The sequence below is a fragment of the Vibrio sp. Vb0937 genome (genome assembly GCF_033338855.1).
In genome coordinates this window covers 231,370-244,464 of the sequence record NZ_JAWOTK010000001.1, presented here as the reverse complement: position 1 = coordinate 244,464, position 13,095 = coordinate 231,370, and the positions used below count along the sequence as shown (strand labels likewise).

General features: G+C 45.6%; 9 protein-coding genes. 3 read left to right on the top strand and 6 right to left on the bottom strand.

All coding sequences use genetic code 11. The annotated features are described in order from the left end of the window. Positions 1-100: 100 nt before the first annotated feature. The 4 genes from R7P67_RS01115 to R7P67_RS01100 all read right to left on the bottom strand — a co-directional run bounded on the left by R7P67_RS01115 (position 101) and on the right by R7P67_RS01100 (position 4,839). Positions 101-1,714: an alpha-amylase family glycosyl hydrolase gene (locus tag R7P67_RS01115; RefSeq protein WP_262653218.1), complete on the bottom strand. Its 1,614-nt coding sequence runs from the start codon at positions 1,712-1,714 to the stop codon at positions 101-103. A 120-nt stretch (positions 1,715-1,834) separates the two neighbouring features. Next, positions 1,835-2,341, bottom strand: coding sequence for a hypothetical protein (locus tag R7P67_RS01110; RefSeq protein WP_005374788.1), 507 nt, complete (start codon positions 2,339-2,341; stop codon positions 1,835-1,837). A gap of 316 nt (positions 2,342-2,657) precedes the next feature. Continuing rightward, a complete protein-coding gene (locus tag R7P67_RS01105) occupies positions 2,658-3,467 on the bottom strand; it encodes a MalM family protein (protein WP_005374786.1) in 810 nt (269 codons plus the stop codon). A gap of 100 nt (positions 3,468-3,567) precedes the next feature. Next, positions 3,568-4,839, bottom strand: a complete 1,272-nt coding sequence (locus tag R7P67_RS01100; protein WP_005374784.1) for a maltoporin — start codon at positions 4,837-4,839, stop codon at positions 3,568-3,570. A 446-nt stretch (positions 4,840-5,285) separates the two neighbouring features. Here R7P67_RS01100 and glgX point away from each other — a divergent pair, with 446 nt between their 5' ends. Continuing rightward, positions 5,286-7,277, top strand: a complete 1,992-nt coding sequence (glgX, locus tag R7P67_RS01095; RefSeq protein WP_213885242.1) for a glycogen debranching protein GlgX — start codon at positions 5,286-5,288, stop codon at positions 7,275-7,277. Between the two features lie 77 nt (positions 7,278-7,354). On the opposite strand, the gene R7P67_RS01090 is transcribed toward glgX, so the two are convergent. Continuing rightward, a complete protein-coding gene (locus tag R7P67_RS01090) occupies positions 7,355-8,725 on the bottom strand; it encodes an L-serine ammonia-lyase (protein WP_045484172.1) in 1,371 nt (456 codons plus the stop codon). Between the two features lie 11 nt (positions 8,726-8,736). Further along, positions 8,737-10,278, bottom strand: coding sequence for a sodium:solute symporter (locus R7P67_RS01085; protein ID WP_182038112.1), 1,542 nt, complete (start codon positions 10,276-10,278; stop codon positions 8,737-8,739). Positions 10,279-10,617: 339 nt separating this feature from the next. Between R7P67_RS01085 and R7P67_RS01080 the strand changes: the two genes are divergently transcribed. Both R7P67_RS01080 and R7P67_RS01075 read left to right on the top strand, forming a co-directional pair. After that, positions 10,618-11,913: an MFS transporter gene (locus tag R7P67_RS01080; RefSeq protein WP_053307975.1), complete on the top strand. Its 1,296-nt coding sequence runs from the start codon at positions 10,618-10,620 to the stop codon at positions 11,911-11,913. A 101-nt stretch (positions 11,914-12,014) separates the two neighbouring features. Further along, entirely contained in the window at positions 12,015-13,031 is a 1,017-nt protein-coding gene (locus tag R7P67_RS01075; RefSeq protein ID WP_262653215.1) for a nuclear transport factor 2 family protein, read from the top strand. Positions 13,032-13,095 lie beyond the last annotated feature (64 nt).

The following is a 13,095-nucleotide window of genomic DNA, read 5'->3' as shown; positions in this document are numbered from 1 at the left end:
AGCCAAGTGTGCGCCTATGGGGGTCAGCAACAACACTTGGCTTGTTTATAAGAAAGCTTGTGGTCAGCTCAACTGGTGAGCATCAATTCTGAATAATTCCTTAAGGTTTTACCGCAAAGAATCGTCCTTGTAGTGGCGACATCAGAATCTGATATTGACCATTACTCGGAGTAATTTTTTCATTCGTGAGCAAATCCACCAACTCACCAGTACCAACACTCTCCTGAGTAAGAGTGACGCTTCTAGCGCTCTCTAAGGTATTTAGCGCAAACAAGACTTTGTCCGAACCAGATTGTTTCAAATCCACATAACTGCCGTTACTCGCAACTAAATTCGTGCGTGACCCCTGATAAAGTGCAGGATGCGCATCGCGCATTGTCATCAGCGATGTCACATAAGATTTGAGATCGGCTTGGTTTGCATCAAGCGTCGCCGTCACGCCTTCAATTTTCGCACTGCTGCGCGCAACGTGATCATCGCACAAACCTTGAATGGCGCAGGTGCTGTTGTCTTCTTTTACGGCAAAACCATCCACTTGATCCCCGATTTCATCACCGTAGTACAACGTGATTGGCCCTGTGTACGCCGCTTGGAAAGCAAACGCGGCTTTATGGCGTAACCAATATTCTGCATCATTCACATCCGCCAAGTTTCCGCGCTGTAACAAGTCACCAAAGCGCACTAAATCATGGTTGCCGATCATCAAATTCGACTGCGCATGTGTTGGATATTGGTTGTGTGTGCTGTAGCCGTTGTCTAACCAATCCGCACCGCGACCACCCACGCCGCTCTCATTCACGGCCAAAGTTTCAACGATGCGATATCGCATAGGGAAGTCAAACGCAGAGCACAATGCTGGATCGCTGTTCGATCCATACGCCTCATTCGCGATTTCAGACTCCCCTTTCCAAATCTCTGCCACCATATAGCCCAACGGATTCACTTGTTCGCCTTTGCTATTGGTGTACGTCACACTTTGTGAGGCTTCATCGACGGCTTTACGAAGTTGTGTCCAAGCGTCTGTCGGAACTTGATAGGCTTGATCTAAACGCCAGCCGTCAATCTTCAGTTCTTTGATCCAATACGTTGCCACTTCTTTGTAGAAATCGAGACTGGCCGGGTAATCAACGGGATTGCTCGATCCCGATGGCAACAAACCGGAAGGAGATGGTTTGATCAAACCATCTTTGTGATGACCAAATACACCATCAAAAAACACGTATAAGCCGCGTTTGTGTGCTTCCTCGACCAAGGTTCTCGCCGTTTCTAAATCACCAAAACGTGGATCAATGGTGAAGTAATCCGTTGCAAAGTAGCCCGTGGCATCCAGACGATCGGCCCAGTGTTCTTGGCCCGCTATCGCTTCCGATTCAAAAACTGGCGTCAACCAAATCGCGTTCATCCCTAAATCTTGGATGTAATCGAGTGAATCAATCACTCCTTGCAAATCGCCGTTATGATGGCTGGTGCCATAACCTGTACCGTGACCAATGCTCGCATCACCATCCACAAAACTCTCTACCATGATTTGATAAGTACGAAGTTGGTTACTTTGCGCCATGACATTGGCTTGGCAAGCATAACTGGTATCCGGTAGCGGAGTGCTGCTATTAGTGTCGCCACCACCAGAAGAATTACACGCAGATAAAGCACCAATCACACTTAACGCAAGCAACGATCGAGACAGGCGATGGTTACGTAGGATATTACGCATTTTATTCTCCCTAACTTACTCAAATAAACTACGGAAATTTGAGTAATAAAATTAACCCCGACATGTGTTTCATGCAGGGGTTAATAAATAAAAATAGATTTTAAATAACTGAATGGAATATTATTGGCACTTATTTACCATGACATGAACAGGTTTGCCTTTTCCTTCAAACTGAAGACTCCATACATATTTACCATCTTCTTTAATATCAACCGAAGTATCCGTACCGTAACCACCAAATGTTAATGGTGTTAATTCACCAACGTTCATTCTATTACCTTTTGCGGTAAATTGTGGGAACCACAACTCGGTCGCGTACTGCATTTTGTAGGAGCCTACTTTTTCTTGAACCACGGCTTGGTAGAAATTATTCCCTTTGTAGGTGTATTGACGCTGAGGCACGTGTTTCCAATCGGAATCCGCAAAAGTACCCACCACAAATAGTGGTTTAGAAATAGGTCCTTTCGCTGTGCTATCTGGGTTGTCACACGCTTTCATGAAAGCAACCACTTCGTCTTGAGACATATTAACAACAGGCTCTGCGGCCGCTTCTGGTTCTGCAGTCGATTGACAACCCACTAAGGCAACAAGTAGAGCAGCAGCAAGAGAGGTCTTCATCATGTTCATTTCACGTAATTCCTTTTTAGTATATCCAAAGCAAAATAAACTCAACGGTTAAAAGAAATATTAATCGTTATTAAAATGGAAATATCAAACGCCAAATAAATATCGTCAGATTGCGAATTTAAATCACTTCGAGAAGTTTGTTTATTTCCTAAGTACAAAAAATAAGTTAGGAACTGCCATTAATTATTGATCCAACCTATATAAAAAACAAAGTAATAAAAATAATTATGTGAATAAGGTAACTCTATGTAGGGGTATTTTTATTGGTTTATTTTCTATGAAAAAGGTCAGCATTTCGCTGACCTTTTTTATCTGATTATTTTCTATTTACGGCTTTCACAAACACTTGTTGCGCACCTTCGATACCCAGCTCTTTTGCTTCATCAAGCAAAGTGAGCGCTTTCGGAATATCATTCGCTGCGACTGCTGCTTCAATTGAGCTGTAGTAGTAGCTAGTAAGGTCCGTACCTTGGGGAATGTTATCGTTTTTCGCAACAATCTTAGTATTCACAATATCATTCGCGGATACCGAAAAGCGGAACTGACCAAGTGGGCTATGTTTCGCTAGAGGGTCTGCAATATCTGGCGGCTGAGTGTGGCGCGCCATGGCGAAGGCTTTTGCAGGGTGTAAAACTTGTGTACTTCCTTTTAGATCGGCGGAAGTCGTGTAAACCAACACATGCAGATCGTTACCTGTCATGTCTGGAATCACATTGAGATCAAGTACGAATTTATCATTGTCCAACAGTTTTGCTGGTTCGTACTTAAACTTTGAAAAATCTGCTTGGTAAATGGTTTCTCCTGCCGAGTTCATCACTGCGACATTAGGAGCATAAAATTGAAGTTCTTTACTTACGAATGTCTCTAATTTGATATCGAGACTGCCACGGTTACCTGGAAGAGCAAACGCTGCAATAGCGCCAGCACTGTTACCATCCAACAACATTTGGCTTTTATCAGTCAAAGCGAATTCAGTAACCACAGGCACGTTAAGCGGTACCCATTGAATATCACCCGATTGCGTGATCACTTGTTGCTGACCTTTTGGACTCATCTCTACTTGTTCTACAGACGCACAACCAGTAGCCAACATGCCCAGCAGTACGGGAGCAAGCCATTTTTTCATTACTGTCTACCTCGACTCTTTATTGTTTTTTAAATAAATACAGCCAGATAAGTTCTGGCTGTATCATTCTAGGACAATTTAGGACTTAGTGGTTAGATGATTACCACCAAGCTTCAGCTTGTACACCGAACTGGAACGTATCGTCTGAACGACCGTTGTCAAATGTGTTTGAGTTGTCTTCTTTGTCAGCCGTTAGGTAAGAAGCGTAAACACGGATCTCAGGACGAGCCCAGAAGCTAGAGCCAGCAGACCATGCTTGAGCAACAGTTAGCTTACCGTATTTGTTTTCTTCGCCGTCGTTATCGTCGATAGCGTAACCAGCTTCGAAAATAGTTTTGTGGTTGTCATCCCATTTGTACATTGGACGAACAACAACAGACATTGTTTCCCACTTGTCTTGGCCAGCCCACATGTCTTCACCAACACCGTACACTAGCTGGTGACCCATTTCCCAGCTGTCGCCCATGCCGATTACACCCCAGTTGATTAGGCGGTAACCAGATGCACCGTTGTCAGCTTCTGCGCCGTACCAGCTGCCGTCGCCGTAGAATGCCATTGTTTTAGAGTAACCTTCAGTACCGTACTGAAGCACTGTTTTGTTGAAACCAGCGTCTAGACCTTGAGTCAATTCTGCTGTGAACATTACGCCGTTTTTCGCATCTTTAGTGCCGTTTGGCGCAGCGTCAGTTTCGTTAAGAATTGCGTAGTTCAAGCCCATTTCTAGAGAGCCATTGTCCCATAGAGGAAGACCTGCGTAACGTACGTCTAGAGTGTTTACGTTTGTTGCGCCGCCATCGTTGCCTGGGTCTGCGATATCGCCGCGGTCGTTACGAACCCAAGCGAAAGAAACTTTACCAGGACCAGCTTCGATACCTTCAACACCAGCGCCCGCGCCAGAGATGTTCCAGTAGTAGAAGTCAGAGATATGAATGTCGTGACGTTGGTAGTAGCGTTTACCTGCCCAAAGCGTTGCTTCAGGAGCAAAGTTTAGTAGGCCTTTAGCTTGAACGTTGAACTGACGTAGTGCGAATTGTGCATCGTCTACACATTTCACTTCGCCGTTATCCAAACCACAGTTAGCAGAAGTGCTTTCCCAGTCGTTTGAACCGTTAGAAGTCATTGCAACCATAGAGTCTACGTAGAACGTTTTGCCGTTGTTGTTGTAAACTTCTTTACCTAGTTGAATCTCGCCGTAGATATCGCTTTCATTACCTAGACGACCGATCTTGTTCTTTTCGAATGTTAATTGTTGACCACCGTCAGCGTTCACGCCAACGCCAGCACGCATGTAACCGTGGAAATCCACTGCGAATGCAGAACCAGCAGCTAAAGTTGCAGCTACAGCAGCAGCAATTGCACTTACTTTTTTCATTCTTAACTCCATTAAGGGTATTTATAATTCTGTCTTCCCTGCTCACTCTTTTAGGTGAATATAGGCAGTAAAAACACACCTAAAGAAAGAGAGGTAAGATGGGAACGAATCCCCGTTTGTTTCAACAGTTGTGAGATTACCCGAGGCGTACAAGGATGACTTCCTCCGCCCTAAACTAATTTAAGGGGGATGAGAAGGGAGTAGAAAATTTACCGAATGGTGTTTTTTCGAGTCAGATCACCAATCTAGGGAGGAATTAGTAAGTTTGTTCGGTTTTGAGCCGCTACAAAGTGATAGCCATTTCATATTTTTGACTCTAAGCCGTCACATAAAGTAATTAAATTACACGAATATTTTTATATTTAGGGTGGTTGACCTTAGTAAGACAAAGTTTTTAACTTATAGTTTCCTAAAGGTAGCAATAAATATTAAATAAAGTATCTCCGATGACACGACTTCTCTCTCGCCCCTACCCGCTGGGCGCAACATTGAATAAAGAAGGCTGTAACTTCTCTATTCATGCTCCGGGCGTAAAAGACATTCAACTGGCATTGTTTGCAGACGATGGCAGCTACGAGCTTCACGGTTTACCGAATGAATACGCTGGCATACTTCATACTTTTATTCCAGATATTAAGCCGGGGCAAAAATACGGTTATCTTGTCTCCCACAAGGACGAGCCACTGTTAATTTCTGATCCGTACGCAAAATCAATAGATAAAGCCCTCCACTATCACCCTCCCTACTCTCCAGCCAAAAGTTTCGATATGCCGAAGTGCGTCGTTATCGAAGATGATTTTGACTGGCAAAACACGGTTCACCCGCGTATACCCAGAGAAGAGATGGTGTTGTTTGAGACCCACGTCAAAGGGCTTACCCAACGCCACCCAGAGGTTGAAGACAAGCTGAAGGGGCGCTACTTAGGTCTTGCATCACCTGAAATGCTGGCCTTTTACAAACAGCAAAACATCAACACGCTGCAATTGCTACCTGTCGCAGCATGCATGCATGAGCCTCACCTACTAGAGATGGAAAAGGTCAATTATTGGGGATACAACCCTTATCTCTTTATGGTGCCCGATCCGCGCTACGCAGAACAAGACGCCGTTACGGAATTAAAAACAACAATTCGCGAATTGCATAAAAACGGCATCGAAGTGATTCTCGACGTGGTTTACAACCACACTGCTGAAGGTGGTGAAGGGCCTACAATTTTCAACCTGAAGGCCCTCGATTCCTGTTTTTACATCAAACATGGCAACCACTTCGCTAATTACACTGGCTGCGGAAATACAGTGGATCTCACCTACCAACCAGCCTTAAACCTTGTGATGGATACATTGCGCTACTGGGTTAGCGAATTTAAAGTCGATGGCTTCCGTTTTGACTTGGCTGCAACGTTAGGTCGACAGGGCGATGATTACAACCCAGAAGCAGCTTTCTTTAAAGCCGTTGCGCAAGACCCAATTTTGCGTGAAACCAAATTGATTGCCGAACCTTGGGATATTGGTCCAAATGGCTACCAAGTGGGTAACTTTCCATTTGGTTGGAACGAATGTAATGACAAACTGCGTGATATTTCCCGCAGTTTTTGGCGCGGTGATCAAGGCTATTTAAAAGAGTTTGCCACTCGATTAATGGGCTCTCGTGACATTTATAGTGCAGCGAACTGGCCATACAAACTCACCGTAAATTACATCACGTATCACGATGGCTTCACACTGCAAGATTTAGTGTCTTACAAGCACAAACATAACGAAGCCAATGGCGAAGAAAATCGCGACGGTCACGGCGACAATCGTTCAGAAAACTACGGTGTTGAAGGCGAGACCGAAAATCTGATGATCATCGCCACGCGTGAGAAGCAAAAACGCAACCTTATTGCTAGCTTGCTGTTTGCCTTCGGTATCCCACACATTCTCACTGCTGATGTTCTGTCTCACACCCAAGGCGGTAACAATAATGCCTATTGCCAAGATAACGAAACCAGTTGGCTGAACTGGGAAGAGACAGAACGTAAGCAACATTTCAAAGCATGGATGTCACAAATGGTCGCCAACCGAAATCAATACATGGTGCCATTTATCCGAGCTTTCAGTGGCGAAAACCGCAATAACAACCGTATTTTCTGGCGCCGTACAGACGGTCGCTTAATGGAGCACGATGATTGGAACCGTTTAAGCTCTGTCGCACTTCACCTTGGTATCGGTAAAGAAGGACAAGAACTGGTCTACCTCATCAACCAAACTAACGCCACAGCGCGCTTTAAACTCCCCAATGAGCGAAAGCAAGAGTGGGTGACGATCTGTGATACAAACGTACGTAACCTCAACCCAGGACATGCTGAAGGCGAAGTCTTGCTGTCACCCACCTCAATGGTGATTTTGCACTATCAACCAAACCAAAGCACACCAAAAGGTGAGCAAACGCATAGCTAAGTTATAAACGATCCAAAAAAGGAAAGCCGATGCATCTCAGTGCTTCGGCTTTTTTTTGGTTAGATTTGCCTAACTCATTATTCGCAAGGCGGCGCTAGGTGAATCAAAGCTAACCCACCCAGTGACGTCTCGCGGTATTTCTTGTTCATGTCCTTGCCCGTTTGGTACATGGTTTCAATCACCTTATCCAACGAGATCAAACATTTACTATTACGCTTTAATGCCATGCGAGAAGCATTGATCGCTTTCATTGCCCCCATCGCATTACGCTCAATACACGGTACTTGCACTAAGCCACCAATTGGGTCACAAGTCATGCCTAGTGAGTGCTCCATGGCGATCTCGGCCGCAATACAAATTTGCTCATTGCTACCACCACGCAGCGCGGTCAAGCCAGCTGCCGCCATGGAAGAAGACACGCCAACTTCGCCCTGACAACCCACTTCGGCACCCGAGATAGACGCATTGGTTTTGTACAAGATGCCAATCGCACCGGATACAGCAAGGAAGTCTTTAAGCTGTTTGGTATCGAGCTCTTTGATGAAGCGATGGTAATACATCAATACCGCCGGAATCACACCCGCCGCACCATTGGTTGGCGACGTTACGACTTGTCCACCAGCCGCGTTTTCTTCACTCACAGCAAAAGCAAACAAGTTAATCCAATCCATGATTTCCATTGGATCGTTTTCGATTGCTGCATTTGCTTCAAGCTTCTTCAGCAAGTTAGGCGCACGGCGGGTCACGTTCAAGCCGCCATCCAAGATACCTTCTGTCTCGAAACCACGCTCCATGCAACGCGTCATCACACGCCAGATCTGTTCTGCACGTTGATTGATGGCTTCCATATCCTGAAACGCTTGTTCGTTTTTCAGAATCATGCCGCCAAGGCTCATGCCGTTCTTCTCTGCCTGTGCCAACATTTCGTCCGCACTGGAGAATGGAAACTCAACTTCTACGGGTGAAGTCGCGCTGCCATTTTGCAGTTCATCCGCCGTTGCGATGAACCCACCACCGATAGAGTAGTAAGTTTCAAACCCAACCTGATTGCCATGCGCATCTAACGCAGTAATCGTCATGCCATTCTCATGCAGAGGAAGGTTCTCTTCATGGAACAACATGTCCGTTTTGTAGTTGAATTCGATTTCATGACGGCCATCGACAGACATCATGCCCTCTTCAATCGCCTTGCGCATCGCTTTGTTCGCAGAAGCGATTTTGATGGTATCTGGTTTGTTACCCAACAGACCCAAAATCGTTGCACGGTCAGTATGGTGACCAATCCCCGTTAACGAGAGTGAGCCATATAAATCGACTTGAATACGAACTACTTTTGCCAAGTTCGATTCAATCAAACGAGTGAAGTGGTAACCCGCGATCATTGGACCATTAGTGTGAGAGCTAGAAGGGCCCACACCAATCTTGTAAATATCAAAGATGGACAGCATAAACCTACCTATTACGACAATGCAGCATAAAGCCAATCAGGGAGAACCATACAAGCGGCGATGGTCGCCACAGCGAACACCAATAGCCCGTAATGGCTTGCGGTTGGCTTTGCAAAAAGATGTTTTTGATTATTGATAAAGACTTGTTGCTCGGCAGTCACAGCGCCCCAACGACGGCTCACTAACACACCAAACAAAAGGAAGACGAACGTGCCAATTGGCGCGAACCACGGCCAAGCCACGTCGAGATACATCGCAGTAAACACCGCAATCACACTCATGATACTCCCAACGATCACGCCTTTCTCATTGGCTTTCGCCCAGAATAAACCAAGCACGAATGAACCCAAACGGATACCAACAAAGATAGAAGTCAGACTAGCGATGGTTTTGAGTACGGATTCATTCGATACCGCCAGAAGAGCTGGCACTACCACCGTAGCCGCCGCAAGCAAACTCATCTTTCTTGCGACTTTTTCGTAGTGCTCATCATCGGCACTTTTGCGAACGAAACGCTTGTAGATATCGAACGTTGCGACGGTCGCCATCGAGTTGTAGGTCGAATCCAAGGTCGACATTGCGGCCGCCGCCAATGCGGAAATGATCAAACCAACGACGATTGGGTTAGTGTGGTTGAAGACGAAATCCAAAATCACTTCGTTGCTGTTTTCAAACGATTGATCTTGATAGAAAACACTCAGAAGGACACCGAGTACCGCGAAGAACAAGTACACGAAAAACGCACCGTAACCACACAACAGCATCGACTTCTGCGCCGTCTTTTCACATCTCGTCGCTAACGTGCGTTGGATGATCAATTGGTTGGTGCCGTACACACTCAAATGCAAAAAGCTCACGGCAACCACGCCTGCCCAGAGTGTGGTATCTACGCCTAAATCGAAGTCTAAGTTGATGATATTCAGGTGATCACGAGAAAGGTAATCTGCCGCATTAATCTCTGTCATTAGAATGGCAAAGATAGCGATGCTGCCTGCCACCAATACTGCAGATTGCAACATATCGGTCCAGATAACCGTGGAAATCCCGCCCGCATAGGTATAGCAAGCGGTGAAAATACTAATGTAGATAATGGCTTCAGAAATACTGATAGGCAGAACTTGCACTAAGATCAGCGCCACGGCATACAAAATCACACCCGCAGAGATACATTGAACCACAATGAACACAATCGAGTTGATGGTTCTTGCATACACCCCAAAGCGGTGCTCAAGGTATTCATAAATCGAAGTCAGACCCAGCTTATAGAAGACAGGCACAAAGAAAATGACGGTGAAAAAGATAACGATGGGATAGTTAAGGTGAATACTCATCGCTTCCATGCCAGAGCTATAAACCCAACCAGGCATCCCTACAAACGTCATCGCACTAATGTAAGTCGCAAGTATCGAAACACCCGCCGTAAACCAACCAAATTGCTTTCCACCCGTGGAAAAGTCGCCACCATTGCTGTAGCGCTTATTCACTAAATAGCTGATTAGTATGGTAATTGCTACATATAACGCAATCACCACAAAACTTGAGTACGTAACCATTTCAGGGTTTCCATAATTCTGGGTGCTAATTATTTGTGCTTGGATATTACTTTAAAAAAGCATATCTAAACGATAATCCCGCCATAACTGTGACTACAATCACCAATATAGACGGTTATATATTCAAAAATGCCAAAAAGACCGATTTAATGAGACTCCCATCACTAAAAACCACTAATTGGGTACGCATTCATTTTAAAATTGATATTGATCACGGATCTAATGACCTTAAAAAAACTATGATTCACCACGACACGAAATCGAAGATGATCACAATAAGATCGTGTTCTTTAAGTTTGAATAGCAACAAATCCTAAGTGAAATAGAGGTTTATCGGTCATGAATGCCAAAAGACACATGAGCGAAGTTCCTATGATTCAAAGGGTAGCTGCCTATCTAGCGATACTGGTTGGTTACTTTTTCTATTGTTATAACTTTGTAATTATTGACTACGTACGCCCATACATTGTTGAAGCGTATGATGGTATTAGCCTGTCAGACACTGCCCAGTTCTATACATGGCAGTCGGTTGGTGCACTCATCGGTGCATTGAGCTGTGCTTGGTTCGCAACAAAATTTGGTAAGAAATCCACTCTTATTACCATCACAGCCCTAAACGGTGGCGCAACGATCATCAATATGATGTTCACCGACTACACAACATGGGCAGCAATGCGTTTCATCATTGGTTTATCACTGGGTGGTTACTTCACCGTGGCAGTAAGCTTGATGATCGGCCTATTTACGCCAACGGTACGTGGTAAGTTGACGGCATTCGCGTCTTCTATGTTCTCTGTAGCACTGATGGTAATGGGTGCGTATGCGGCATTTATTGCAAGCATTGATGCACCATGGGAAAGCCTAATGCTTGTTGGTGGTATCCCACCATTGGCAGCCGCTGTTGTCATGATCTTTGTACTACCTAGCGACAGCAAAGTGATCGCTTACGGTGAAGAAGAGCAAGCAAAAGCAGAAGAATCAAATGCACCAGCGAAAAAAGGCTCTTGGGGAGAAATGCTAAGCAAGCCCTACCGTAAGATCACACTAACCTGTCTATTACTGGCTGGCCTTAACTTCTATGGTTTCCAATTCTTTGGTGGCTTCGTAACCACTTACCTACGTGATGTACGTATGTTCGACGGTGCAACTATCGGTCTCATCTTCTCTATCTCAGCATTTGGTTCACTGTTTGGTGCTTGGTTCTGGGGTTGGGTAGCTGACAAATTCGGTCGTAAGGTGAACGCATTTGGCTTCATCCTAGCGGGCATCATGGTTTCAATCTTCTTTGTTGCACCTGGCGACATGGTGATTGGCGGCCTAAACATGCTGGCTCTACTTGGTCTGATTTACAACTTCGGCCTGTCTTCTTCAGCGGTATGGGGTGGTTACTTCTCAGAACTGTTCCCAGCACACCTACGTAGCTACGGCGCGGCGCTATTCCACGGCGGTCGTATCCTGGGTATGTGGGCACCAATGGTACTTATCTTCATCCAAGAGCGTACCGACCTACAAACCGCAATGTGGGGTTCACCAATCGTATGGATCCTTGCTGGTCTTCTATGGCTATCACTGCCAGAGACACTAAAAGGCGGCGTGCTCGATAAGAGCAAAAAAGCCGAAGCAGCAAAAGCGTAACTGAATTTCAAAAACTCCGGCTGGCTCCCCGGTCGGATGAAAAAACTTAATTTCGAGTCCTGTTCCCAAAGCCGACTCGACAGCAAATAAGAGAGTTTATTATGTCTAAATATCAAGAAGCGAAACGCGTTGTACGTGAATACTTCAGCGCAATGGAAAACGCAACTCACGAGAACGTGGCAGAAGTACTAAAAGCACACACTTCAGAAGATTACCTATGGCGTGGTGTTTACCCATTCCGTGAGCAACAAGGCGCTCAAGCAGCGGCTGACGTTTTCTGGGCTCCTTTGATGAAATCAATGACTCGCATGCAGCGTCGTCAAGACATCTTCATCGGTGGTGAGAACGAAGTAACATCAGGTGAAATCTGGGTAATGAGCATGGGTCACTTCATGGGCCTATTCGACGCTGAATACCTAGGCATGCGCCCAACTGGCAAAATCATGAACATCCGCTACGCAGAATTTAACTGTGTTGAAAACGGCAAGATCACTAAGACTGGCCTATTCCTAGACCTTCTAGGTGCAATGGACCAAGCGGGTTGTTACCCACTACCACCATCAACAGGTAAGCACTTCGTATACCCTGGTCCTCGTAACCACGATGGTCTACTGTTCGAAGACGCAGCACCAGAAGAAGGCGTAGCAACACTAGCACTAGTGAACAAGATGGTTGATGACCTATCTGCACTAAACGACAGTGGCGCTATGGGTTGCCCACCAGAAGTTCTTGAGAAGAGCTGGTCTAAAGACATGATCTGGTACGGTCCATGTGGTATCGGTGCGTCTTACACAATCCCTCGTTACCAACAGCAACACCAATTGCCGTTCCGTAACAACCTGAAAGACAAGAAGTTTAACGGCCACGTATGTCGTTTCGCAGAAGGTAACTTCTCTTGTTTCTTCGGCTGGCCAAACCTATCTAACACACCAATTGGTGGTTTCCTAGGTATGACAGGTGGTGAAGTACGTGCAGACATGCAAGTGGTTGACGTTTACTACCGTGACGGCGACAAGCTATCTGAGAACTGGGTACTGATCGACCTTCCTTACTGGCTAAAACAGCAAGGTCTAGACGTGTTCGAGCGTACTCAACAGATCCTAAACCCTACTCTATAAGAAGTCCTAGGGGCGGATTGTTAACCCGCCTTTATGTTGCCTGAATCCCCTCTCGGTTCAGGCG